Origin of the sequence: Lentzea sp. NPDC003310, assembly GCF_040610935.1 — a bacterium.
In the GTDB taxonomy this organism is placed as follows: domain Bacteria; phylum Actinomycetota; class Actinomycetes; order Mycobacteriales; family Pseudonocardiaceae; genus Lentzea.
Map to the genome: position 1 here is coordinate 1 of NZ_JBEXNC010000026.1, position 23,192 is coordinate 23,192.

Below are 23,192 nucleotides of genomic sequence, written 5' to 3' on the forward strand. Positions count from 1 at the left end.
GTGTCAAGCGGGCGAAAAGCGTGCCCGCTTGACACCCCTCCAGGCATGCAGCAAGTGCTATGGCGCGACTCGTGATGGGACCCCACCGCCCTGGAGTCTTGGCAAGAGACGGCTCGCCTTCGGCTTCGCTTGGTGCGCCCGCCAACCCAGCTCGCCTTCGGCTTCGCTTGGTGCGGGCTTGCCCTTTTCTTGATCGCTTCGACTGTCAGACCCGCTCGGTACCTTGGGTCGCGGGGGATCTTCCGCTCAAGGGGACCCTTGCGTCAGCTTGCCCGGTCCGTCACATGTCTCCGCTGAGCCTCTGCGTCAGCGAGTTCCGCTTCTGCTGGTGGTTCGACACCGTCGGGATCAGGCCCGGCTGCACCACCTGCGTGATCTCCGCGTCATCTCCGGGCGGCGCGGGCGACGGCATCGGCTGCGTCGGCATGGGCTTCTGCTGCTGTTGGTGCTGTTGCTGCGGCGGGCGCGGGGGCTGTTGCTGGCCCATCTGGGCCGGCGCGAGGATCATGGTCGAGTCCGGGTCCAGGCGCGGGTCCACCGCGTTGACCAGCGATCGAGGGACTCGTTGCGTGTCCGAGGAGTCCATCGGGGACGTCATGTTGTCCGGCGTCACGATGTTCCGCCCACGTGCGCGGGCGCGGGCGAGCATGGCGTCGGCCCGGTCGCGGGGGTCCATGTCGGATTTAGCTCCTTGCCGGGACCAGATCCCGTATGACGATCTGCTTCGTGTCAGAGTATTCCGTCGAACGGCTCGCTGTAACGCGGAGGAGGAAAAAGGTGCACGGCGTCGAAGCTGTGGTGCTGGTCGGGGGCAAGGGCACCCGCCTTCGCCCGCTGACCCTGTCCGCTCCCAAGCCCATGTTGCCGACCGCGGGAGTGCCATTTTTGACGCACCTGCTGTCGCGGATCAAGGAGGCCGGCATCACGCACGTGGTGCTGGGGACCAGTTACAAGGCCGAGGTGTTCGAGGAGTACTTCGGGGACGGGTCGCGGCTCGGGCTGGAGCTCGAGTACGTGGTCGAAGAGGTGCCGCTGGACACGGCGGGGGCTATTCGCAACGTGGCGGACAAGCTGCGTGAGCGGGATGTGATGGTGTTCAACGGCGACATCCTGTCGGGCGTCGACCTGACGGGGATCGTGGACACGCATCGCAAGCACGAGGCGGATGTGACGTTGCACCTGGTCAAGGTCGCGGACCCGCGGGCTTTCGGGTGCGTGCCGACGGACGACGAGGGGCGCGTCCAGGCGTTCCTGGAGAAGACCGAGAACCCGCCGACGGACCAGATCAACGCTGGTTGTTACGTGTTCCGGCGTGAGGTGATCGACGCGATTCCCGCCGGGCGGCCGGTGTCCGTGGAGCGCGAGACGTTCCCCGGGTTGCTGGAGGCCGGCAAGAGGTTGCAGGGCCACGTGGACGCCACGTACTGGCTCGACCTCGGCAAGCCGGAGGCGTTCGTGCAGGGGTCGGCCGACCTGGTGCGCGGTGTTGCTCCTTCTGCCGCAGTTGCACAGCCTGGCGACTACTTGGTGCTGGACAACTCGTCGGTGCACGAAGGTGCGACGGTCCGTGGTGGCAGCACGGTCGGTGCGAACTGCACGGTCGCGGATGGTGCTGTGCTCGATGGCGCGATTCTGTTCGACGGCGCCGTTGTGGGTGAAGGTGCCGTGGTCGAGCGTTCGATCGTGGGTGCCGGTGCGCTCGTGCAGGCCGGTGCGGTGCTGAGGGATGCCGTTGTGGGCGACTCTGCCGTGATCGGCGCACGGTGCGAACTGATCGGTGGGGCGCGTGTGTGGCCGGGTGTGGTGCTGCCCGAGGCCGGCGTGCGCTTCTCGACGGATGCCTAGCAGAACCTGGACTCCACCGTTCCCACTCGACCTGGGCGCGGTGCTCGGCAGGCTGCGCCGCGGACCCGGCGACCCGTCCTTCAGCACGGAGGGCGGCGTCTGGTTCGCGGCGAACACGCCGTGCGGGCCGGGAACGCTGCACATCACCAGGACGAACGGTGAGGTGTGCGCCGAAGCGTGGGGTGAGGGCGGGCCGTGGCTGCTCGACGGCCTGCCCGCCCTGCTCGGCGCGGACGACACGGTGGACGAGTTCGTAGCCCACCACCCGGTGATCGCCGAGGCGCGCCGGCAACGTCCGGGACTGCGGCTCGGCATGACCCACCGCGTCTGGGACCTGCTGTTCGCCTCGATCCTCGAGCAGAAGGTCACCGGCACGGAGGCGTTCCGGACGTGGCGCGAACTCGGCCGCAGGTTCGGTGAGAGCGCTCCCGGACCGGTGCCGCTCAAGGTCCCCCCGACGCCGCAGCGGTTGCTGGCCCTGCACGACTGGGAGTGGCACCAGTGCGGGCTCGACGGCGCGCGCCGGCGAACGCTGATCAACGTCGCGCAGGTCGCGCACCGGCTCGAGAAGGCCGCCGAGACGCGCAGCCGCGCGCTGCTCGAGAAGGTGCCCGGCATCGGCGTCTGGACGTCCGCCGAGGTGGCGCAACGGGCCTGGGGCGACCCGGACGCGGTGAGCGTCGGCGACTACCACGTGGCCAAGAACGTCACGTGGGCGTTGACCGGCACCCCCGGCGACGACGACGCCATGATGGAGCTGCTGGCGCCCTACCAGCCGCAGCGCCACCGCGCGGTCATGTACCTGGAGGCGGCGGGCCTGCGTCGGCCGCGGCGGGCCCCGAGGTTCTCGCCGCGCGACTACCGCAGGTTCTAGCGGATCCGGGCGAGAGCGCTCTCGATCAACGAGTGCAGGTCGTCGACGTTGTCCGGCAACGAGTCGAGCGGCCACCACTGCAGGTCCACGGACTCCGCGGACCGCACCGGCTGCGCGCCGACGGGCGCCCGCACCAGGAACCGCACGTCGAAGTGCCGCGTCGGCTTGCCGAGTGAGCACGTGATCGGGTGCACGTCGAGGTGGACCGGAGTCGGCTCGATCCGCAGCCCGCGCATGCCGGACTCCTCGGTCGCCTCCCGCAGCGCCGCGTCGGCCAGGGTGGCGTCCTCGGGCTCGCAGTGGCCGCCCAGCTGCAGCCAGCGGCCCACGCGCGGGTGCAGCGTCAGCAGGGCGTGCTCCGCGGTGGCGTCCAGGACGAGCGCGGAGGCCGTGATGTGCCCCGGCTCGCAGGAACGCTGACAGGCGTCCTCGCGGGCCGCCAGGAAGCCCAGGTAGGCCTCCTTCAGCGCGTCCTGGCCCGCGAACCGGCTCAGCGTCGAGACGGCGTCGGCGTGCAGCGTCACAGCTCGATCAGTCCTTCCAGCGGGTCGCGCGGCGTCAGCGGCTCGACCGGGTGTCCGACCGCGACGGCGCCCAGCGGCTCCCAGTCGGCCGGCACGCCCAGCACGGCGCGCACGACGTCCGCGCAGAAGATCGTCGACGACACCCAGCACGAGCCGAGCCCCTCGGCGGCCAGTGCCACCAGCAGGCCCTGCACGGCGGCGCCACCGGCGACCGTGAACATCGTCTTCTCGGCGTCCGCGCGGCGGTCGTCGGGGTAGGAGTGCGCGCCGTCGCGCACCAGGAACGGCACGACGATCTCCGGCGCCTCCACCAGCAGGTCGCCGCGGCGCACGCGCCGGGCGATCTGCTCGTCGGTGAACCCGTCCGCGCGCAGGTCGGTCTCCCACTGCTCGCGCATCGCCGTCAGCAGTTCCGCCCGCTTCTCGCGCACCAGCACGAACCGCAACGGCTTCGTGTGGTGCGGCGCGGGCGCGGTGAGCGCCGCACCCACCGCGCGCTTCAGCACGGCCAGATCAACGGGCTCGTCGGCGTAGAACCGCACGGACCTGCGCATCAGCACGGCCTCGGCACGGCCCTGGGCCAGCGCCTCCTCCGTGCCGAGGCTGAACAGGTCCTCCTCGACCGGCCGGATCAGGTCGCGCGCGGTGGACCCGTCGTCCACGACCTCGAACCCGCGCAGCACCGCCGCCGGCACCGCGCCGAGCTTGCCCTTGACCAGGTCCGCGGCCGCCGCGATCTCGTCGGCGATCGCGACGAGCGTCACCGCGAGCTGGTTGCCGTGCGCGTCCACCGAGCCCGCGTAGTCGTGCAGCACGCGCAGTCCGGACGACCCGATCGCGGCGTCCGTCTGGCCGTTGCGCCACGCGCGGCCCATCGTGTCCGTGATCACCACGGCGATCTCGACGCCCAGCGACTCCTTCAGCGCGGCGCGCAGCGAGGCGGCCGAACCGTCCGGGTCCACGGGCAGCAGTGCGATCTCGTCGCCCGCCACGTTCGAGGCGTCCACACCGGACGCGGCCTGCACGATGCCGAGCTTGTTCTCGGTGATCAGCGTGCGCATCTTGCGGGCGAGCACGCGCACGGACTCCGCGGCCACGTGCTCGCGCCGAATCCGGTCCCGCTCCTCGGGATCGGCCGGCACGCGGACGAGTCGTCCCTCTACTTTGGACAGCACCTTGGACGTGACGACGAGCACGTCGCCGTCGCGCAGCCAGGGCGCGGCCGCCGCCACCGCGCCGGCCAGGTCGTCACCGGGGCGGAATTCCGGCAGGCCGGTGACCGGCAGCAGTTCGAGCGCCGCCGCGGCGTGGTCAGTCAACGTCGACCCCGGCCAGTTCCAGCGCGTCCTTCGCCATCTGCGCCGTGGCGTCCACATCGGACATGATCAGCGGCACGGCGCGCACCGCGACACCGGGCACGTCCGCGCGGTCGCCGGTGTGCACGAGCCACGCGTCGAGGATGCCGTCCTCGGAGCACTTGCGGGAGCCGTAGAGCCGCCCGACCGCCTCGGCCGAGGTCTCCACGCCGATGGCGTCCAGGCAGGCGTCGGCCATGCCCCGCAACGGTTTCCCACCGACGATCGGGGACAGGCCCACGACGCCGGCCTCGGTCTTGCGCAGCGCGTCGCGCACGCCGGGCACGTTCAGGATCGTGCCGACGCTCACCACGGGGTTGGACGGCGCCAGGACCACCGCGTCGGCCTCGCCGATCGCGTCCAGCACGCCGGGCCCGGCGGTGGCCGTCTCGGCTCCCACGAACGCGAACGACTTCGCGGGCACGGCCGCCCGGTGCTTGACCCACCACTCCTGGAAGTGGATGGCCTTCGTCTCACCGTCGAGCTCCACGACGACGTGCGTCTCGACGCGGTCGTCCGTCATCGGCAGCAGCTTCACGCCCGGCTGCCACCGGTCGCACAGCGCCTCCGTCACGGCCGACAGCGGGTAGCCCGCGCGCAGCATCCGCGTGCGGACGAGGTGCGTCGCGATGTCGCGGTCGCCCAGCCCGAACCACGTCGGCTCGGCGCCGTACGCGGCCAGCTCCTCCTTGACGGTCCACGACTCGCCCTCGCGGCCCCAGCCGCGTTCGGTGTCGATGCCACCGCCCAGCGTGTACATGCAGGTGTCCAGGTCGGGCGTGATGCGCAACCCGTGCATCCACACGTCATCGCCGGTGTTCACCACCGCGGTGACGTCCGCTCCCAGTGCCTTGAGTCCCTGCAGGAACCTCGCGCCGCCGACTCCGCCGACGAGTGCTACGACCTTCACGCCCGCCCATGCTTCCACAGCGCCCGAAGGCGCTTACAGGTACTTCCAGAAGGCGAACGTCTCGGACCCGAGGTACGCGTACCCCGGCTCGCCGCCGAGCAGGGAGAACAGCCACGCCGACACCTGGAAGAACAACCGGCTGACCTCGGAGAAGCCGATGAGGACGGCGAACAGGACCAGCGGTGCCCACGGCCGGGCCTTCGCGCCGAACCTCTGCGCCTCGTACGGGAGGAAAGGTTCCAGCGCGCCCCAGCCGTCGAGGCCGGGGATCGGCAGGATGTTGAGCACGAACGCGAACACCTGCAACAAAGCCAGGTACGAAATCGCCGCGGCCAGGGCGGTCGGCGGCGAGAAGACCAGGACGACGAGCGCCAGCAGCGCGCCGATCACGAGGTTCGAGAACGGTCCCGCGAGGGAGACCAGCGACTCGACCCGCTTGTTGCGCAGCGCGTGGTGGTTGATCCACACCGCGCCGCCGGGGAGGGGGATGCCACCCATGACCAGCAGCACCAGCGGCAGCACGATGCTGAGCACCGGGTCGGTGTAACGGCGGATGTCGAGGGTCAGATAACCCTTGTCGCGCACCGAGTAGTCGCCGCCCCGGTACGCGACGGCGGCGTGCCCGAACTCGTGCAGGCACAGCGTCACCGCCCACCCGGCGAGTACGAAGAGGATGGTGCCCGAGATGATGGCGACGTCACCTTCGAGCAGGGTGAGAACAGCTCCGGCGACGGTGGCCGCGAGCAAGCCGAGGAACAGTGGACTGGGGCGCACCGCTGATCGCTTCACCCCTCCAGTGTGGCGTGTCGCCCGGCGTGGTGGGCCGTTCGGGGACGGGTTGCGACCCCTGAATCACCGTCTGTGCAGTCAGTCAAGGTTTTTGGGGCCATCCGCGCGAATATCCCCCGACGTGTGGACTCCGCTTGACCGCCCGCTGTGACGCAGGTGTAATCACATCGGTGTCATTCGTCGTTGTGGGAACGGCGTCTGGCGTCCGCCAACCGGGGAGAGCGGAAGGCGAGGAGGCGGACGAAATGCAGGAATTCGAAGAGCTCGAAGAAGATCACGTCACGCAGCCGGTCGTACAGGGCGAGCTGTCGTACCTGTTCGACCCTGCCGACGAGCAGGACTGGCAGGAGCGCGCGCTCTGCGCCCAGACGGATCCCGAGGCGTTCTTCCCCGAAAAGGGTGGTTCGACGCGGGAGGCCAAGCGCATCTGCCTGGGCTGCGAGGTTCGTTCGGAGTGCCTGGAGTACGCGCTCCAGCACGACGAACGCTTCGGCATCTGGGGCGGTCTCAGTGAACGAGAGCGCCGCAAGCTGAAGAAGAGAGCTGTCTAGAAGCGTGATCTTCTTGCCTTAACTTGGGGACGTGACAAGTCCTCACCCGAGGCTCCGGACAGCGCCGGTGCTGTGCGTCCTGGTCTGCCACGACGGCGACCAGTGGCTCAGCACGGCGCTGTCTGCCTTGCGGCGCCAGCGAATTCGTCCCCGGCACGTGATCGCGGTCGACACCGGGTCGTCGGACGGGACGGCAAAAGTCCTGGCAGAGGCCGGAGATCTGCTGGACGGGGTGCTGACCGCACCGCGCGGCACCGGCTTCGGCACCGCCGTGCGCATCGCCGTCGAGCACGCCGTCGGCAGGTGGGGTGACCCCGGTAAATGGCTGTGGTTGCTGCACGACGACAGCGCGCCCGAACCCGACTGCCTGACCTCGCTGCTGACCGCCGCCGAGGTGTCGCCGTCGGCCGCGGTGCTCGGCCCGCTGTGCCTCGATTGGGTGGATTCCCGGCTTGTCGTCGAAGCGGGTCTCTCGACGGATTCTTCAGGACATCGACAGACTGGCCTGTCCTCCGCGGAACATTCCGCATCGTTTCAGCAGAGCACCGAGGTTCTCGCGGTCTCGTCCGCCGGTTCGTTGATCAAACGTGAGGTTTGGCACGCCCTCGGCGGTTACGACGAAGCGATGCCGCTGCTGCGCGATGATCTCGACTTCGGCTGGCGCGCTAATCGCTCGGGTCATTTGGTCCTGTGCGTACCCGTCGCACGCATGCGACATGCGCGCGCCGCAACTAAAGGCGCCCGCCGTTTGGACGCGGCGATGGCACGACCGGGTCCGTCATTTCGGGGCGTCGACCGCGCGCACGGCATGCGGACGTTCTTGGTCAATTGTTCAGGTTTCTCCTTTCTGGTGGGACTGCCGCGGCTGCTGTTCCTGTCGCTGCTGCGGGCTCTGGGCTTCCTGCTGCTCCGGCGTTTCGCGGACGCACACGCCGAGGTTGGCGCGGCTCGCTACCTCCTGACGCGGGGCCGTCTGCGGGAAGGTCGACGGGCTCGTCGCGGTTCCGCCGTCGTGCGCGGCCTCTTCACCAGCAGACTCACCCGGCTGCGCAACGCGGTCCGCGCCGGCGCCGCGTTCCTGATCCGCCGCCGGGTCGAGGCGGACGCCGCGCTGGGTCGTTTGCCCGCAACCGATTCCGGTGCGACGTGGCTCGAACCGTCCGAAGTGGACTCACGCCCGGTCGGCCCGTCCGCGCTGCCCGCCGGCGCGTCCCGCGGCCGCCCGCGCGTCGCCGGCCTGCGCCGCCCGCCGGTCGTGGTGTCCGTCGACGCCGCGCTGCCGGGCGCGTTGCGACCTTCGCCACGTCCGCGCCCGTCACCTGGTCCTCGCGGCGCGCCCGGCATGGTCTTCGTCGAGGTCGACCAGTCGCGCGTGCTGCGCTCCCTGCTGCTGGCGCCACCAGTGCTGCTGGTGCTGAGCCTCTCGGTCGTCGCGGTGATCGCGAACTGGTCGCGCCTCGGCCTCGATCTCGCGGGCGGGCGCCTGCTCCCGGTCGGCTCGCTGGGCGAGGTCTGGTCGACGTACCTGTCGTCGTGGCACCCCGTCTTCGGCGGCACCGCGGCCCCCGCACCCGCCGCGTTGGCCGTCCTGGGACTCTTCCCCGGCGGACCGTCGTTCGCCGTCGCTCTGCTCTTGCTCGGCGATATCCCCCTCGCCGCGTTGTCCGCGTACATCGCGTCACGAGGCTTGCGCGTACGTCGTTCCGTGCGCGCGGTGGTAGCCGCCTTCTACGGCCTGCTTCCCGTCGCCACTACGGCCGTGGCAGAAGGCCGCCTGGACGTCGTCGTAGTGCACATCGTCACGCCCGTGGTCTTCGCCGGCGTGTACGCGGTCCTGCGTGCGTCGTCCACGCACGCATGGCTGCCCATGGCGTCCGGCACGGCTATTGGCGTGGCAGTCCTAGGGGCCTTCTCGCCGCTGACGCACGTCGTGGTGATCGTCGGTGCGTTGGGCGGCTTCGTCGCAGTGACAGGTGGTGCACGCCGTATCGCGGCTCTGTTCGTGATCGTGCTCCTGCCGATGGGCCTCCTCTTGCCGTGGCCCGCCGTCTTGCTGCAACACCCGGAAATGGTCCTCAACGGCCTCGGCGCGGCCTTCTCGTCGCCACCACCGAACCTGGTCGTGTGCTCGGTCTTCGTGGCCGCCGCCTTCGCCGCCGCCGTGCTGCGCCCGAACGCGTCGATGCTCCCCGGCCTGACCGTGATCGTGCTGGCCATCGGCGCCTTGGCCGCAGTCGCCGCGGTGGGGGCGTGGCCGGGCACCCCGCTGGTGCTGCTGGCCTGGGGACTCGTCTGCGTCGTGCTCGCCGGCTGCCAGCGGGGCGTGCCACCCGGCATCGCGCGGCTGGCCCAGGTCCGGCGAGCCGTGTACGTCGTCGGCGTGGTGACGCTCGCCAGCCTCGCGGTGGCCGGGTTCCTGGACCTGCGGTCCGGGCCGCTGAAGTCCGGTGGCGGGGTGGCGCTGAGCTCGTCGCTGACGGCGGAGCTGGAGCGCAGCGGCCGGTCGGTGCTGATCCTCGGGTCGCCCGTTCGTCAGGTCGCCGGGCGGATGCCCGCGTTCGGTGACGACGATCTGGTGCCGACGGTGTCGTCGCCTGCTCGGTTGCGGAGGTGGAACTCGTCGTTGCTGGACGGGGCCGCGCCTGTGGTGAAGGTGGCGCTGGCCCAGGCGGCGTCGTCCGGGGTGTCGTTCCTCGTGTTGCCCGACGACGGTGCGGCCGCTCGGGTTCGGTCGGCTGCGGGAGAGTTGGTGTCGGACGCGCCTCGGGCCACCGATGGGCGGCCGGTGTTGCGGGTTCGGCTGACGGCGGACACCGGGGTGTTGCTGGCGCCGGATCTCGCTCGGCGGGCTCGGACCGGTGGGGAGCCGCCGGCTGAGTTGGCGGTGGTCGGGATGGCTCCTGTGGCTGCGTCGTTGCCCGAGGTGGCGGTGAAGGTGTCGCCTGGTGGGGAGGGGCGGGTGTTGGTGCTGGCCGCTGAGGACGAGCCGGGGTGGCGGGTTTTCGTGGACTCGGTGGAGGTGCCTGTGGTTCGGGCTTGGGGGCATTTGGTGGGGGTGCCGTTGCCGTCGGGTGGGGCTGAGGTTCGGGTGTCGATGTCCACGACGTTGCGGGACTTCATGTTGTTGGGGCAGGCGGCTGCTGCGTTGTTCACGTTGTTGACTGCTGTGCCCAGTCGCCGTCGGTGAGTGGGTGGTTCCGTGCCGTTGGCGGGTTGCTGTTGCGTGCTTCCCCTGGGGGCTCTGCCCCCAGACCCCCGGCAATCTGATCAGGGGGCCAGCGCTGCCCGTGGGCTGATGGCACGCCTGTTGCTTAGAGCGGCTGCACGTTGCTTAGAAGGTTGCGTTGGCGGTGGGGTCCCATCACGAGCCGAGCCAAGAGCGGGCCACACGTGAAGAGGGGTGTCAAGTCGACGAAAAGCATGTCGACTTGACACCCCTACTCAGGTGCAGCAAGTGCTATGGCGCGACTCGTGATGGGACCCCACCGCCCAAGCCGTTTGCTCAGGACGGCTCGCCTTCGGCTTCGCGGATGAGGCGGTGTGTCATGCCCTGCGCACCCGCGCTCCACCTGCCCCTTGCCCAGCGTCTGCCCGCCACCCGTGGCCCAGTCGCCTCGCCCGCGTCCATCGCCCCGCCCGCGCAGCCATTGCGCGCTCAGCACCCACCAGGCTCCCCAGGGGTGCGGTGTGAGAGGTGTCTCAGCCCTCGTCCACCACGTCCGGGTCCAGGCCCAGGTAGTTCGCCACCTGCTCCACCAGCACGTCGTGCACCAGGTCGGCCAGGTCCGCGCCGTCCTTCGCCCGGGCTTCCAGAGGGCGGCGGTAGAGAACGATCCGGGCACGGTTGTCCGAGCCCGCGGGCAGCAGGCGGGCCAGGGGGACGTTGCCGTCCTCCACCACGCCGTCCTCGCCCTCGACCTGCACGTCCGGCACGTCGTCCACGGCCACGTCGAGCTGGGTGAGTTCGGTGCGCCAGCGGGCCTCGATGGGCTCCAGCGCCTCGATGACCAGGGCGTCGAAGCGTTCTGCCCTCGAGCGGGCCGCCGGGAGGGTGGCTGGGTAGAGCGGGCCGCGCAGGCCTCGGCCGTGCCGGTCGCGGTTGCGTCGGCGCGGCGAATCCTGCCGCTGAGAACCCCGTGCCATCACCACAACCCAGCAGCCTAGTTGCTCCCCCCGACGACTAAACACAGCGTGCCTCACACACAGCCTGCGGTGGACGCGCTATCGTCCCCGATCGTGCGGAGCGTGAGACGGTGCTCGCGAACCGGGTGTGCTAACCCGGCTGTCGCCACGCTCACCTACGCCTATGCGGACTCCACCGCGGTCGTCGGGCCGCTTGCCACGTACTCCGAACCACACAGTTACGACCTGTGTGAGGAGCACGCGTTGCGGCTCACGGCGCCACGTGGTTGGGAGGTCGTGAGGCACCAGGGTGAGTTCGCGGCGCCCGAGCCGACTGTGGACGACCTGACTGCGTTGGCCGAGGCCGTGCGGGAGGCTGGACGGGCTGATGTGAGCCCGAAGCTGCCCGACGTGCCTGCGGGCTCTCAGAGGCGTGGCCACCTGCGGGTACTGCCCGATCCGCACGAGGACTGACTGACCACACGCATCACTAATCTTCTCGCCGGTAGGCTGCCCAGGCAGTGGCCGTCAAGAGCGAGTTTCGGGAGTGAGCTGCGTGCGTGACCTGTCCAGCATCGTCAAGGCGTACGACATCCGCGGGGTGGTCGGCGAACAGCTGGACGCCGGCCTGGTCCGCGACTTCGGCGCCGCCTTCGCCCGCCTGGTCGGTGGGCCGACCATCGTCATCGGCCACGACATGCGCGACTCCTCGCCGGAGCTGAGCAGGGCGTTCGCCGAGGGTGCGCAGGCGCAGGGCGTGAACGTCATCAGCATCGGCCTGGCCAGCACGGACATGCTCTACTTCGCGTCCGGCAAGCTCGACCTGCCCGGCGCCATGTTCACCGCGAGCCACAACCCGGCGCAGTACAACGGCATCAAGATGTGCCGCGCGGGTGCGTCGCCGGTCGGGCAGGACACCGGGCTCGCGCAGATCCGCCAGGACGCCGAGAACCAGGTCCCCGACGCCGAGGGCGTCGAACCGGGCACGTTCGAAGAGCGCAACATGCTCGCGGACTACGCGGCGTACCTGAACGAGCTGGTCAACCTCAAGGATATCCGCCCGCTCAAGATCGTCGTGGACGCGGGCAACGGCATGGGCGGCTACACCGTGCCGCAGGTCTTCGAGGGCCTGCCCATCGAGGTCATCCCGATGTACTTCGAGCTTGACGGCAGCTTCCCGAACCACGAGGCGAACCCGCTCGACCCGAAGAACATCGTCGACCTGCAGGCCCGTACCAAGGCCGAGGGTGCCGACGCCGGTGTCGCGTTCGACGGCGACGCGGACCGCTGCTTCGTCGTCGACGAGAACGGCGACCCGGTCAGCCCGTCCGCGATCACCGCGCTGGTCGCCGTGCGCGAGCTGGCCAAGGACCCCGGCGGCACGATCATCCACAACCTGATCACCTCGCACGCGGTGCCGGAGATCGTCAAGGAGCACGGCGGCAAGCCCGTGCGCACGCGCGTCGGCCACTCGTTCATCAAGGAGGAGATGGCCAGGACCGGCGCCATCTTCGGTGGCGAGCACTCCGCGCACTACTACTTCCGCGACTTCTGGCGTGCCGACACCGGCATGCTGGCCGCGCTGCACGTGCTGGCCGCGCTCGGTGAGCAGGACGGCCCGCTGTCGACGCTGACCGAGGTCTACAACCGCTACGCCGCGTCCGGTGAGATCAACTCCACCGTCGCCGACCAGGCCGGCCGGATCGCCGCCATCAAGGACGCCTACGGCTCCAAGGACGGCGTCACGATCGACGAGCTCGACGGTCTCACCGTGCAGCTGGCGGACGGGTCGTGGTTCAACCTGCGGGCCTCGAACACCGAGCCGCTGCTGCGCCTGAACGTCGAAGCCGCCACCCCCGAGGCCGTCGCCGCGCTGAGCGACGAGGTCCTCGCGATCGTGCGGGCCTGAGGAGAGAACACCGTGGCCGTCAAGCTCGAACAGCAGTTGCTGGACATCCTCGCCTGCCCGTGCCCCGAGCACGCGCCCCTGCAGCTCGGGACGCCGTCGGACCCCGAGGCGGACTTCCTCACGTGCACGTCGTGCGGTCGTTCGTTCCCGGTGCGCGACGGCATCCCCGTGCTGCTGCTGGACGAGGCGGTCGAGCCGCCGTCGGCTGGGTGACCCGAGTGCTCGACGACACGCTGCTCGACGACCCGGGCCGCCTCGCCGACGCCGACACGGGTGGCTGGCTGCGCGCCGCCGCACGGGCCGGAGCCCAGGTCCGCTCCACCGCCGAGGCCGCGGCCGAGGCGGGGGTGGAGCGGATCTTCTCCGAACGCCCGCGCGCGGTGGTGCTGATCACCCGGCCCGGCCACGCGGTCGCCGTCGCCGACGTCGTCATGTCGTTGCTCGGCCCGGGCTGCGCGGTGCCCGTCGTGGTGTCCGACGAGGTGCCGCCCTGGGTGGGCGCCCTCGACGTGGTGCTCGCGCACACCGAGGACCCCGGTGACCGGGTGCTCGCCGAGTCGATCGACCGGGCGGTCCGCCGGGGCGCCCGCACGCTGCTCACGGCGCCTGACTCCGGTCCGATCGCCGCGGCCGCCGCGGGCAGGGCGGTGCTCCTGCCGCCCCGCATCGACGTGCCGCCGGGCTTCAGCTTCCCGCGCGCGTTCGCCGCGTGGCTGTCGGTGCTGCACGCGCTCGGGCTGCTCAAGGCCGACCTCGACCTGATCGCGGACGAGCTCGACCGCGAGGCCGAGCGCGACCACCCGATGCACGAGTCGTTCGTGAACCCGGCGAAGTCGCTGGCGCTGCGCGTCGCCGACCGCACGCCGCTGCTGTGGGGCCTCGACGAGGTCGCCACGTCGGTGGGCGTGCACGGCGCGGGTGTGCTGGCGGCGTTCGCCGGTGTCGCCTGCGACGTCGCCGGGTACCCGCAGGCACTGACCCGCCCGGTGCTGCACCGCCGCGCGGTGCAGGGAACATCGGGTGCAGACCTCTTCGCGGACCCGGACGACGAGCCGGGCAGTGGACTTGTGCGCGTGCTGCTGCTGGCCGTGCGCCAGGGCCCCGCGGCCGATGCCCTGAGGCACGCCGCCGAGGACGCCCTGCCGGGAGCAGACGTGCTGGAACCGGCCGTCGAGGTGGCGGGAGGCGACGCGGTCAGCGCCGCTCTCCTCGCGCTCCGCTTCGAACTGGCCGCGTTGTACCTCGGGCTCGCCGCCGGAACTCTCGGCGGCAACCCGTACTGATTGGGGAGCTGACTCAGAAGTGGACCTGCTGCACAACGCGGTGAGGCCGTACGCGTGGGGCTCGCGCACGGCCATCGCCGAGCTGCTCGGGAAGGAGGTGCCCGCACCCCATCCCGAGGCCGAGCTGTGGATGGGCGCCCACCCCGGCGACCCGTCCCGCGTCCGCGGCGCGGACGGGGTGGAACGCACGCTCCTCGACCTGCTGACGGCGGACCCCCAGGGCCAGCTCGGCCCGCGCGTGGCGCAGCGGTGGGGCAGCAGACTGCCGTTCCTGCTCAAGGTGCTCGCCGCCGAGGAGGCACTCAGCCTGCAGGCGCACCCGTCGGCCGCGCAGGCCGCGGAGGGCTTCGCCGCCGAGGAGAAGCGGCTCGTGCCGTTCGACTCCCCGGTGCGCAACTACAAGGACCCGTCCGCCAAGCCGGAACTGGTCTGCGCGCTGACCGAGTTCCACGCGCTGGCGGGCTTCCGCGAGCCGTCGCGCACGGTCTCGCTGCTGCGCACGCTGGACGCGCCGGCGCTCGCGCCGTACACCGAGATGCTGGTCGCGCAGCCGGACTCGTCGGGTCTGCGGGCGTTGTTCACGATGCTGATCACACTGCCGCAGACGTCGCTGTCGGTGCTGCTCCCGCAGGTCCTCGACGCGTGCGTGCTGCACGTGAAGGAGCACGGCGAGTTCGACCTGGAGTGCCGCACGATCCTGGAACTCGGCGAGTCGTACCCCGGTGACGCGGGCGTGCTTGCGGCGCTGCTGCTGAACCGGATCGTGCTGCAGCGGGGCGAGGCGATCCACCTGCCCGCCGGCAACCTGCACGCGTACCTGCGGGGCACCGGCATCGAGATCCTGGCGAACTCGGACAACGTCCTGCGCTGCGGCCTCACGCCGAAGCACGTCGACGTGCCCGAGCTGCTGCGCGTGCTCGACTTCACGTGCGGCGACATGGAGGTGCTGCTGGGCGAGGAGGTCCAGCCGGGCGTCCGCGTCTACCGCACGCCCGCGCCGGAGTTCGAACTGTCCAGGGTGGACCTGACCGGCGAGACGAGGCTGCACCACGACGGCCCGCAGATCATGATTTGCACCGAGGGCGCGGTGGTACTCACGAACGCGCGCGGCGAGGGGCTGAAGCTGGCTCGCGGCGAGTCCGTCTGGCTCCCCGCATCGGATCCGGCGGTGCTCGTCCGACCGGATGGTGTCGAATCCGCTGAACTTTTCCGCGCCACGGCCGGAACAGACTAAGGTTCGGCCGGACAAACCGGACTGGTTGCAAGGAGACAGGCGTGTCAGCAGGGGGCGGAACCAAGGCGATCGTCGCGGCACTGGTCGCGAACGCCGGTATCGCGGTGGCCAAGTTCGTCGGATTCCTGATCACCGGCTCGTCGTCGATGCTCGCCGAGTCGGTGCACTCGGTCGCGGACACGTCGAACCAGGGCCTGCTGCTGCTCGGCCAGAAGACGGCCCAGCGCAAGGCGACCAGGCTGCACCCGTTCGGTTTCGGCCGAGACCGGTACTTCTGGTCGTTCGTGGTGGCGCTGCTGCTGTTCAGCCTCGGCTCGGTGTTCGCGCTCTACGAGGGCATCCACAAGCTGCAGCACCCGGAGGGCCTCACCAGCCCGCTGGTCGCGGTCGGCATCCTCGTCGTCGCGATCGGACTCGAGACCTACAGCTTCGTCACCGCGATCAACGAGTCGAAGAAGATCAAGGGCGACGCCTCCTGGTGGGGCTTCATCCGCAACTCCCGCACGCCGGAGCTCCCGGTCGTGCTGCTGGAGGACCTCGGCGCGCTCGTCGGTCTGGTGCTCGCGCTCCTCGGCGTCGGCCTCACGACGATCACCGGCAACCCCGTGTTCGACGCGCTCGGCACGGTCTGCATCGGTGTGCTGCTCGGCATCATCGCGGTCATCCTGATCATCGAGATGAAGTCGCTGCTGATCGGTGAGGGCGCGTCCGACAAGGACCTGGACGTGATCGTGGACGAGCTCGCCGCCGGCAAGGTGCAGCGGGTCATCCACATCAAGACCCAGTACATCGGCCCGGAGGAGCTGCTGGTCGCGGCGAAGATCGCGCTGGAGCCCCGGCTGCCGCTCGACGAGGTGGCGCAGGCGATCAACGACGCCGAGCAGCGGGTGCGCGCCAAGGTGCCGCACGCCCGGTTGATCTACTTGGAGCCGGACCTGGACCGCTCGACGGTCGCCAGCTCCTGATCCTTCGCACGCGGGGGCCTTTCGTTCACCTGATGTGAACGGAAGGCCCCCTTGTGCGTTCGGGTGAAGGTATGGGCATCTCAGCTGGTGGATACCTCTAGGGTGGGCCGAATCGGATCCATCAAGGAGGTATGCACCGTGCCTGGGAACGGGTTGTGGCGCACGAAGTCGATCGAGCAGTCGATCGCGGACACGGACGAGCCGGGCACCAAGCTCCGCAAGGACCTGACCGCCTGGGACCTCACGGTGTTCGGTGTCGCGGTCGTCATCGGCGCGGGCATCTTCACGCTCACCGCGAGCACCGCCGGCAACATCGCGGGACCGTCGGTCTCGCTGTCGTTCGTGCTGGCGGCGATCGCCTGCGCGCTGGCCGCGCTGTGCTACGCCGAGTTCGCCTCGACGGTGCCGGTCGCCGGTAGCGCGTACACCTTCTCCTACGCGACGTTCGGCGAGTTCGCCGCGTGGATCATCGGCTGGGACCTGGTGCTGGAGTTCGCGGTCGGGTCGGCCGCCGTCGCCAAGGGCTGGTCCGCCTACCTGCAGACCACGCTCGGGCTGTTCGGGCTCGACGTGAAGACCGAGGTGGGCGACAGCATCAAGTTCGACTGGGGTGCCGTGCTCCTCGTCGGGGTGCTGACGGTGCTGCTCGTGGTCGGCACGAAGCTGAGCTCGCGGGTCAGCGCGGTCATCACGGCCATCAAGGTCGCGGTGGTGCTGCTCGTGATCGTGCTCGGCATCAGCTACATCAAGGCCGAGAACTACTCGCCGTTCATCCCGCCGGCCGCCGAGAGCGGGCCCGCCGCGCACTCCGGTGTCGAGCAGTCGCTGTTCTCGCTCCTCACCGGCTACTCGGGCAGCACCTACGGCGTGCTCGGCATGCTGGCCGCCGCGTCGATCGTGTTCTTCGCGTTCATCGGTTTCGACGTCGTGGCCACCACGGCGGAGGAGACCAAGAACCCGCAGAAGGCCGTGCCGCGCGGCATCCTCGGCTCGCTCGCGATCGTCACGGTGCTGTACGTCGCCGTCACGCTGGTGATCACCGGCATGGTGCCGTACAAGGAGCTCGCGACCCAGCCGGACGGCACGCGCGCGACGCTCGCCAGCGCGTTCGCGCAGAACGGCGTCGACTGGGCGGCGACGGTGATCTCCGTCGGTGCGCTCGCCGGTCTGACGACCGTCGTCATGGTGCTGATGCTCGGCCAGAGCCGCGTGCTGTTCGCGATGTCGCGCGACGGCCTGCTGCCGCGCGGTCTCGCGAAGACCGGCAGCCACGGCACGCCGACGCGGATCACGATCATCATCGGCGTCCTCGTCGCGATCGCCGCGGGCTTCTTCCCGGCCGGCAAGCTGGAAGAGATGGTGAACGTCGGCACGCTGTTCGCGTTCATCCTCGTGTCCGCGGGCGTGATGGTGCTCCGCAAGACGCGGCCCGACCTGTCGCGCGGGTTCCGCGTGCCGCTCGTGCCGCTGGTGCCGATCCTCGCGATCCTCGCCTGCCTGTGGCTGATGCTGAACCTGACCGCGCTCACGTGGATCCGGTTCCTCATCTGGATGGCGCTCGGCGTGGTCGTCTACTTCGTCTACAGCCGCCGCAACTCGGTGCTCGGCAAGACCGGCGAGAGCAAGGTCGAGCCCGAACCGGTGGTCAAGCACGGCGAAGAGCCCGGGATCTAGCTCGGCACCAACTAACCTGCGCACCATGGAGAACGCGCGGTGGCTCTCGGCGGAGGAGGGCAACGCCTGGCACCACTTCGTCCAGGCGTACCACCTCCTCGAGAGGCAGATCGAACAGCAGTTGCAGCGCGACGCGGGCCTCTCGCACGCGCAGTACAACGTGCTGGTCGTGCTGTCCGAACAGCCGGGCAACCGCATGCGCATGACCGAACTGGCGCGCAGGGTCGTCGTGTCGAAGAGCTCGCTGACCTACCAGATCGGCAAGCTCGAGAAGGCGGGACTCGTGCGGCGCGAGCCGCACGAGTCCGACGAGCGCGGCATCGTCGCCGTGCTCACCGATGCGGGCAAGGATCTGCTGAGGTCGGCCGCACCGGGTCACGTGGGGACGGTGCGGGAGTACCTGATCGACCTGTTCACGCCGGACCAGCTCGCGCAGCTCGGGTCGTTCATGCAGACCGTGCACGAGAAGGCGGACGACTAGAGCGTCAGCAGGTCCTGCTCGTCGAGCCACTGCGCCACGTCGTCCGCGCCCTGCCGCGTCACGTCGAGCTCCAGCACGGGCAGGATCGACTTCGCCGCGAGTTCGCGGAGTTGGCGCTGCTCCTGCACGAACGGCTCCAGCGACACGTACTGCTTCGGGTTCGCGCTGATCTTCAGCCGTTCCTCGCGCGCCGCCTCGAAGGTGTCCTCGGGCCGCGTGCACAGCACGATCGCGAAGTTGAGCGGCTTCAGCCGTTCCTCCAGCCAGCCGAAGTCGAACTCCCGGCCCTGTCGCGCCTGGTACGCCAGTGTGGACAGGTGGAACCGGTCGACGATCCACGAGTAGTAGCGCTGCAGCTCGAACATCCGCACCCACGTCTCGTAGGTCTCCATGGCGTGCGCTGTCTCCTCGGGCGCGAAGTCGATCAGCCCGCGGCCCCACGGCTCGTTGCTGAACCCGCTCCACTCACCCGAGATCAACGGCGAGTGGTACCGGTACCTGCGGTGACCGACCAGGCGCGGGTGCTCGTTCAACGCGAACGCCAGGTCCGTCTTGCCGGTCAGCCGCGTTCCTTCGAGGATCACCTTGGGCGTGAGCTTCATGGTGGCAAGCTAACCCCGTGATCCTCTGCCTCGACGTCGGTTCCACCTGGACCAAGGCCGCGCTCCTCACCCCCGAGGGCGAGCTGGTCCGCACCGGCCAGCACCCGACCACGCCGCCGGAGGTGCTGCGGGGGGTCGACGCGCTGCGCGAGGAGGTCGGCGACGGCGAGGTCCTCGCGTGCTCGTCGGCCGGCGGCGGGCTGCGGCTCGCGGTCGTCGGTCAGGAACGGGTCGTGAGCGCCGAGGCCGGGTACCGCGTGGCGTTGTCCGCGGGTGCCAAGGTCGTGCACGTGAGCGCGGGACCGGTCGACGTGAAGGCGCTGCGGGAGTCAAAGCCGGACCTGGTGCTGCTCGTCGGCGGCACGGACGGTGGCGACGAGAAGGTGTTGCTGCACAACGCCGCGAAGCTCGCCCGCGTGGCCGTGCCGATCGTGCTGGCGGGCAACGTCGAGGCGCAGCCGGAGGCGTTGGCACTGCTGGCGAAGCGGACGGTGGTGGCCTGTCCGAACGTGCTGCCCGACGTCGGCAGGCTCGCTCCCGAACCGGCGCGCAAGGCGATCCGCGCGGCGTTCCTGCAGCACGTGATCGGCGGCAAGGGGCTCTCGCGCGGGCCGCGGTTCCGGCAGCTCGTGCGGGCCGTCACGCCGGACGCCGTGCTGGCGGGCGTATCCCGGCTGGCCCACCAGGACCGCGAGGGCGCCGTGCTGGTGGTGGACGTCGGTGGCGCGACCACGGACGTGTACTCGGCGGTGTCCACTGCGGACAGTGAAGGTCTGGAGAGGACGGTCGCGCTGCCGCCGGACCGCCGCACCGTGGAGGGCGACCTGGGCATGCGCTGGTCCGCGCCGGGGGTGGTCAAGGAGGCTCTGACCGAACGCCTGACGACCGAGGACCTCAGCGCGGAGGCGCAGTTCCGGGCGGAGCACGTCGACTGGATCGCGGACGACCCCGCGGTCGACGTGAAGCTCGCGTCGTTCGCGGCGATCCTGGCCGTGCGCCGGCACCTCCGGCAGGTCGACGGCCAGCTCGGCCCGCACGGAGCGGGCCTGCTGGTGCTGTCGGGCGGGGTCTTCCGGCACACGCCGGACATCTCGCCGGTCGTCGAGGCGTTGCGCGCGGACCCGGTGCTGCGGCCGGTGCTGCGGACCGCCGAGATCACCGTCGACCGCGACTACGTGCTGGCGCCGGTGGGACTGCTCGCCGAGTCGGGGCGGCTCGAGGCCGCCGACCGACTGGCGAAGACCCTAGGCTGACTCCTCGTCCTCCACGAACTCGAGGAGGTCGCCGGGCTGGCACTCCAGCACCCGGCACATCGCCTCCAAGGTGCTGAACCGCACGGCCTTCGCGCGTCCGTTCTTCAGCACCGCGACGTTGGCGGGCGTCAGCCCCACCTTCTCCGCGAACTCGCCGACGCTCATCTTGCGCTTGGCCAGTTCGACGTCGATGCGCACGACGATGGCCATCAGATCACCGCTTCCATGTCGGAGCGGAGCGTAGTAGCGCGCTGCAGCAACGCCCTCATCACCACCAGCACGAGTCCGATCACGCTGACGACGGTGATGAACAAGGAGAACAGCACGATCACACCGGGGTCGTCGGCGTTGACCCCGACCCAGATGAACACCGCGACTAGCACGACCCACCCGGCCGCGATGGCCCACACCATCACGTTGACCCACTTGATCGCGCCCTCGGTGAAGATCAGGTCCTTGCGCACCAGCGTGAGCAGCTTCCAGGTGGCGACGATGACCACCTGCACGCACACGACCCAGAAGATCGACACGATCGTCGACGGCCACCGCAGGTAGGCCTCGTCCGGGTTCTGCTGCGCCATGTACGCGTAGGAGCCGGGGATCGACATGGTCTCCAGGACGACGAGGATGCCGAAGAGCGCCACCAGGAAGACCCGGAGCGCCACCACCGCCCAACGTTCAGAAATCATGCATCGAGTATCGGTAGTGATCTATCGAAAGTCAATCGGTAGTGATCGTGTCGCAACAGGTCTCTACAGTGAGCGCGTGGGACTGCGCGAGCGCAAGAAGACCGAGACCCGGGCGGCGTTGTCGGCCGCCGCGCTGAGGCTCGCCCTGGAGAAGGGCGTGGACGAGGTGCGCGTCGACGAGATCGCCGAGGCGGCGAACGTCTCACCGCGCACCTACAACAACTACTTCGCGAGCCGCGAGCACGCGATCGTCGCCGGCGTCACGGCCTCCCGCGCGGTGAAGGTCGTGGAAGCGTTGCGGGACAGGCCTTCCAGTGAACCGCTGGCCGACTCGATCGTCGCCGCGTTCGCCGAGCAGTACCGCGAACCGCCGACGGAGGCGCTCGCCCTGATCACCTCGACCCCGGCGTTGCGCGCGGCCTACCTCGACTCGGTCGCCGAGGTGGAACCGCCGATCGCCGGCCTGATCGCCGCGCGCCTCGGCAAGTCCGAGGACGCGGCCGAGGTCCTGGCGGCCGCGGTGATCGCGGCCGCCCGCCTCGCCGTCCGGCGCTGGGTGGACCTGCGCCCGTCCGGCCTCGCCGTGGTCTCGGCGACCTCGATCGAGGACCACCTGCGCGAGGCGATCGGGCACCTCGCGCCGGCGCTCAGGTGAGCTCGTCCTTCAGCACGCACATCAGGAGCGCGTCGTGCCACTCGCCGTCGCGGAAGAACGACTGCCGGAACCGCCCGTCGACCTGGAAGCCGACCTTCTTGTAGGACTTGATCGCCCGCTCGTTCGCCTCGACGACACCGAGCTCGATCGAGTGCAGCCGCATCGTGTCGAACCCGTAGCGGCACACGGTGCGCAGCGCGTCCGTGCCGTAGCCGCCGCCCCAGTGGTCCTTCTCGCCGATGTAGATGTCGACCTCGGCCCGCGCGTTGATCGGGTCGGCGTCCCGCAGCACCACGACGCCGATGAGCTTGCCGCCCTCCAGCGTCTCGATGCAGAAGGTGACCTTCTCGTACGAGTTCTCCTGGCGGTCGCCGAAGCGCTTGCGGGCCGACGCCAGCGACGAGTGGTAATAGCTCTGCAGCCAGCGCATCACTTCCTCGTCGTTGTGCCAGCGGTGGAACGCGTCGGCGTCCTCCGGCTCGACGGGACGCAGGCGGACGAGATCACCGGTCAGCATGAGCAGGAGGGTAGGAGCCGGGTCAGAAGACGGCCAACGGGTTTACCGGCAGACCGGTGGTGCCGAGGATGCGGGGGACCGCGGCCACGAACAGGAACGTGTGGCGGCCCTGCTCCTCGCAGACCGCGACGAGCTCCTCGGCCTGGGCGCCGTCGACCAGCGGGAGGCCGAGCCGCAGGAGTCCCAGCCGGTGCAACGCGCCGGGGACGTCGTCCTTCACCGGCGGCGACGCGTCACCGATGTCCCCGGCGTAGACGGAGATCCCGCGGTCGTGCATCCACCGGACCGCGCCCGAGGTCATCCCCGGCAACGGCCGGCCGTCGTCGCGCACGCGGTCCCAGCCGGCCCGCACCACCAGGGCGTCCCCGGACTCCACCACGACGCCCACCCGCTCGGCCGCGGCGTCCAGGTCGTCCGCGGTGACCGCGTGCCCGTCGGCCAGCCTGCCGCCGGGAGCCAGGTCGAGCAGCACGCCCCTGGTCACGATCCCGCCGGCGAACACGTCCGCGGCGCCGTGGACCACGCCCGTGGGCCCGGAGCTCGCAGCCTGCGCGATCCCGGGGTAGACCTGCCCGTCGTCCACCATGTGCGACAACGCGTCCAGGTGCGTGACCTCGGGGTGGTGCGTCGTCACGATCATGATGTCGCCCATCGCGATCGGCGACGCGCCGGTGAACGACATGATGGTCTGCACGGCCGTGCTGGTGGCCTGCAGCGAGGCCATCGGCCCACCCGTCAGCGGGGCGGTCGGGGTCTTGCGGGCCAGCGAGACCGACACGCCCGTGCGCACCTGCGCGGCACCGCGGGCGCGGGCCTCGGCGGTGATCAGGTTGACGGTGCCGAGCTGGTCCGCGTCGCCCCAGCGCCCCCAGTTGCTCGGGAACTCGGCAGGGCTCTGGTCCATGGTGGCTTCCTCCTCGGGTGGGTGCTCCACCAAGATCGTCTCGGTCCCGCCGCACG

25 protein-coding genes are annotated in these 23,192 nt (G+C 70.2%); 14 read left to right on the plus strand and 11 right to left on the minus strand.

What is annotated here, in order from left to right:
* Nucleotides 1-280 precede the first annotated feature (280 nt).
* Nucleotides 281-676: a hypothetical protein gene (locus ABZX02_RS39230; RefSeq protein WP_355306404.1), complete on the minus strand. Its 396-nt coding sequence runs from the start codon at nt 674-676 to the stop codon at nt 281-283.
* 101 nt (nt 677-777) lie between these two features.
* Here ABZX02_RS39230 and ABZX02_RS39235 point away from each other — a divergent pair, with 101 nt between their 5' ends.
* On the plus strand, nt 778-1,845 hold the full coding sequence (locus ABZX02_RS39235; protein WP_355306405.1) for an NDP-sugar synthase: 1,068 nt from the start codon (nt 778-780) through the stop codon (nt 1,843-1,845).
* The gene (locus ABZX02_RS39240) at nt 1,838-2,719 is read left to right on the plus strand and encodes a DNA-3-methyladenine glycosylase 2 family protein (RefSeq protein WP_355306407.1); all 882 of its coding nucleotides are present in this window, start codon (nt 1,838-1,840) and stop codon (nt 2,717-2,719) included. Before ABZX02_RS39235 ends, ABZX02_RS39240 begins: the two co-directional genes overlap by 8 nt.
* Here the strand turns inward: ABZX02_RS39240 and ABZX02_RS39245 are convergent.
* From ABZX02_RS39245 to ABZX02_RS39260, 4 genes are read right to left on the minus strand one after another with little or no spacing between them, the layout of a single operon-like run.
* A complete protein-coding gene (locus ABZX02_RS39245; protein WP_355306408.1) occupies nt 2,716-3,243 on the minus strand; it encodes an NUDIX hydrolase in 528 nt (175 codons plus the stop codon). The two genes, ABZX02_RS39240 and ABZX02_RS39245, sit on opposite strands and share 4 nt — an antisense overlap.
* Complete coding sequence (locus ABZX02_RS39250; RefSeq protein WP_355306410.1) at nt 3,240-4,562, minus strand: coenzyme F420-0:L-glutamate ligase; 1,323 nt, start codon at nt 4,560-4,562, stop codon at nt 3,240-3,242. The genes ABZX02_RS39245 and ABZX02_RS39250 overlap by 4 nt, the downstream gene beginning before the upstream one ends.
* Nucleotides 4,555-5,508, minus strand: a complete 954-nt coding sequence (gene cofD, locus ABZX02_RS39255) for a 2-phospho-L-lactate transferase (protein ID WP_355306412.1) — start codon at nt 5,506-5,508, stop codon at nt 4,555-4,557. Before cofD ends, ABZX02_RS39250 begins: the two co-directional genes overlap by 8 nt.
* 33 nt (nt 5,509-5,541) lie before the next feature.
* Entirely contained in the window at nt 5,542-6,297 is a 756-nt protein-coding gene (locus ABZX02_RS39260) for a site-2 protease family protein (protein WP_355306413.1), read from the minus strand.
* 245 nt (nt 6,298-6,542) lie between these two features.
* On the opposite strand from ABZX02_RS39260, the gene ABZX02_RS39265 reads away from it, so the two are divergent.
* A complete protein-coding gene (locus ABZX02_RS39265) occupies nt 6,543-6,848 on the plus strand; it encodes a WhiB family transcriptional regulator (RefSeq protein WP_051784712.1) in 306 nt (101 codons plus the stop codon).
* A 31-nt stretch (nt 6,849-6,879) separates the two neighbouring features.
* Nucleotides 6,880-10,035, plus strand: coding sequence for a glycosyltransferase (locus ABZX02_RS39270; RefSeq protein WP_355306415.1), 3,156 nt, complete (start codon nt 6,880-6,882; stop codon nt 10,033-10,035).
* A 512-nt stretch (nt 10,036-10,547) separates the two neighbouring features.
* Here ABZX02_RS39270 and ABZX02_RS39275 read toward each other — a convergent pair.
* Nucleotides 10,548-10,991, minus strand: a complete 444-nt coding sequence (locus ABZX02_RS39275; protein ID WP_355306417.1) for a metallopeptidase family protein — start codon at nt 10,989-10,991, stop codon at nt 10,548-10,550.
* Between the two features lie 93 nt (nt 10,992-11,084).
* Between ABZX02_RS39275 and ABZX02_RS39280 the strand changes: the two genes are divergently transcribed.
* The 8 genes from ABZX02_RS39280 to ABZX02_RS39315 all read left to right on the plus strand — a co-directional run bounded on the left by ABZX02_RS39280 (nt 11,085) and on the right by ABZX02_RS39315 (nt 18,516).
* The gene (locus ABZX02_RS39280; protein WP_355306419.1) at nt 11,085-11,444 is read left to right on the plus strand and encodes a DUF3499 domain-containing protein; all 360 of its coding nucleotides are present in this window, start codon (nt 11,085-11,087) and stop codon (nt 11,442-11,444) included.
* A gap of 82 nt (nt 11,445-11,526) precedes the next feature.
* Nucleotides 11,527-12,879: a phosphomannomutase/phosphoglucomutase gene (locus tag ABZX02_RS39285; RefSeq protein ID WP_355306420.1), complete on the plus strand. Its 1,353-nt coding sequence runs from the start codon at nt 11,527-11,529 to the stop codon at nt 12,877-12,879.
* Between the two features lie 12 nt (nt 12,880-12,891).
* Nucleotides 12,892-13,092, plus strand: a complete 201-nt coding sequence (locus tag ABZX02_RS39290; RefSeq protein ID WP_355306422.1) for a Trm112 family protein — start codon at nt 12,892-12,894, stop codon at nt 13,090-13,092.
* 5 nt (nt 13,093-13,097) lie between these two features.
* Nucleotides 13,098-14,162, plus strand: coding sequence for a hypothetical protein (locus ABZX02_RS39295; protein WP_355306616.1), 1,065 nt, complete (start codon nt 13,098-13,100; stop codon nt 14,160-14,162).
* Nucleotides 14,163-14,181: 19 nt separating this feature from the next.
* Entirely contained in the window at nt 14,182-15,396 is a 1,215-nt protein-coding gene (gene manA, locus ABZX02_RS39300; protein ID WP_355306424.1) for a mannose-6-phosphate isomerase, class I, read from the plus strand.
* A gap of 41 nt (nt 15,397-15,437) precedes the next feature.
* Complete coding sequence (locus ABZX02_RS39305) at nt 15,438-16,361, plus strand: cation diffusion facilitator family transporter (protein ID WP_355306426.1); 924 nt, start codon at nt 15,438-15,440, stop codon at nt 16,359-16,361.
* A 138-nt stretch (nt 16,362-16,499) separates the two neighbouring features.
* The gene (locus ABZX02_RS39310; RefSeq protein ID WP_355306428.1) at nt 16,500-18,035 is read left to right on the plus strand and encodes an amino acid permease; all 1,536 of its coding nucleotides are present in this window, start codon (nt 16,500-16,502) and stop codon (nt 18,033-18,035) included.
* A 25-nt stretch (nt 18,036-18,060) separates the two neighbouring features.
* Nucleotides 18,061-18,516, plus strand: a complete 456-nt coding sequence (locus ABZX02_RS39315) for a MarR family transcriptional regulator (RefSeq protein ID WP_355306430.1) — start codon at nt 18,061-18,063, stop codon at nt 18,514-18,516.
* On the opposite strand, the gene ABZX02_RS39320 is transcribed toward ABZX02_RS39315, so the two are convergent.
* Nucleotides 18,513-19,118 carry a hypothetical protein gene (locus ABZX02_RS39320; RefSeq protein WP_355306432.1) on the minus strand — a complete coding sequence of 202 codons (606 nt, stop codon included), beginning with the start codon at nt 19,116-19,118 and terminating at the stop codon, nt 18,513-18,515. The two genes, ABZX02_RS39315 and ABZX02_RS39320, sit on opposite strands and share 4 nt — an antisense overlap.
* 17 nt (nt 19,119-19,135) lie before the next feature.
* On the opposite strand from ABZX02_RS39320, the gene ABZX02_RS39325 reads away from it, so the two are divergent.
* Complete coding sequence (locus ABZX02_RS39325) at nt 19,136-20,371, plus strand: glutamate mutase L (RefSeq protein ID WP_355306434.1); 1,236 nt, start codon at nt 19,136-19,138, stop codon at nt 20,369-20,371.
* Here the strand turns inward: ABZX02_RS39325 and ABZX02_RS39330 are convergent.
* Together ABZX02_RS39330 and ABZX02_RS39335 are read right to left on the minus strand one after the other, a co-directional pair.
* Nucleotides 20,363-20,581, minus strand: a complete 219-nt coding sequence (locus ABZX02_RS39330) for a helix-turn-helix transcriptional regulator (protein ID WP_089914565.1) — start codon at nt 20,579-20,581, stop codon at nt 20,363-20,365. The two genes, ABZX02_RS39325 and ABZX02_RS39330, sit on opposite strands and share 9 nt — an antisense overlap.
* A complete protein-coding gene (locus ABZX02_RS39335) occupies nt 20,581-21,060 on the minus strand; it encodes a DUF2975 domain-containing protein (RefSeq protein WP_355306436.1) in 480 nt (159 codons plus the stop codon). The genes ABZX02_RS39330 and ABZX02_RS39335 overlap by 1 nt, the downstream gene beginning before the upstream one ends.
* 76 nt (nt 21,061-21,136) lie before the next feature.
* Here ABZX02_RS39335 and ABZX02_RS39340 point away from each other — a divergent pair, with 76 nt between their 5' ends.
* Nucleotides 21,137-21,715 (plus strand): TetR family transcriptional regulator, encoded by a 579-nt coding sequence (locus tag ABZX02_RS39340; protein WP_355306438.1) that lies wholly within the window; start codon nt 21,137-21,139, stop codon nt 21,713-21,715.
* Here ABZX02_RS39340 and ABZX02_RS39345 read toward each other — a convergent pair.
* Together ABZX02_RS39345 and ABZX02_RS39350 are read right to left on the minus strand one after the other, a co-directional pair.
* On the minus strand, nt 21,708-22,232 hold the full coding sequence (locus tag ABZX02_RS39345) for a GNAT family protein (RefSeq protein WP_355306440.1): 525 nt from the start codon (nt 22,230-22,232) through the stop codon (nt 21,708-21,710). The two genes, ABZX02_RS39340 and ABZX02_RS39345, sit on opposite strands and share 8 nt — an antisense overlap.
* A gap of 22 nt (nt 22,233-22,254) precedes the next feature.
* Nucleotides 22,255-23,136: a cyclase family protein gene (locus tag ABZX02_RS39350; RefSeq protein ID WP_355306442.1), complete on the minus strand. Its 882-nt coding sequence runs from the start codon at nt 23,134-23,136 to the stop codon at nt 22,255-22,257.
* Nucleotides 23,137-23,192: the final 56 nt, after the last annotated feature.

What these genes read in the sequence shown, in the direction of transcription:
- ABZX02_RS39230 (WP_355306404.1), bottom strand. Translation starts at nt 676, where the DNA reads ATGGACCCCCGCGACCGGGCCGACGCCATGCTCGCCCGCGCCCGCGCA.
- ABZX02_RS39240 (WP_355306407.1), top strand. Translation starts at nt 1,838, where the DNA reads ATGCCTAGCAGAACCTGGACTCCACCGTTCCCACTCGACCTGGGCGCG.
- ABZX02_RS39265 (WP_051784712.1), top strand. Translation starts at nt 6,543, where the DNA reads ATGCAGGAATTCGAAGAGCTCGAAGAAGATCACGTCACGCAGCCGGTC.
- ABZX02_RS39275 (WP_355306417.1), bottom strand. Translation starts at nt 10,991, where the DNA reads ATGGCACGGGGTTCTCAGCGGCAGGATTCGCCGCGCCGACGCAACCGC.
- ABZX02_RS39315 (WP_355306430.1), top strand. Translation starts at nt 18,061, where the DNA reads ATGGAGAACGCGCGGTGGCTCTCGGCGGAGGAGGGCAACGCCTGGCAC.
- ABZX02_RS39320 (WP_355306432.1), bottom strand. Translation starts at nt 19,118, where the DNA reads ATGAAGCTCACGCCCAAGGTGATCCTCGAAGGAACGCGGCTGACCGGC.
- ABZX02_RS39330 (WP_089914565.1), bottom strand. Translation starts at nt 20,581, where the DNA reads ATGGCCATCGTCGTGCGCATCGACGTCGAACTGGCCAAGCGCAAGATG.
- ABZX02_RS39335 (WP_355306436.1), bottom strand. Translation starts at nt 21,060, where the DNA reads ATGATTTCTGAACGTTGGGCGGTGGTGGCGCTCCGGGTCTTCCTGGTG.
- ABZX02_RS39345 (WP_355306440.1), bottom strand. Translation starts at nt 22,232, where the DNA reads ATGCTGACCGGTGATCTCGTCCGCCTGCGTCCCGTCGAGCCGGAGGAC.
- ABZX02_RS39350 (WP_355306442.1), bottom strand. Translation starts at nt 23,136, where the DNA reads ATGGACCAGAGCCCTGCCGAGTTCCCGAGCAACTGGGGGCGCTGGGGC.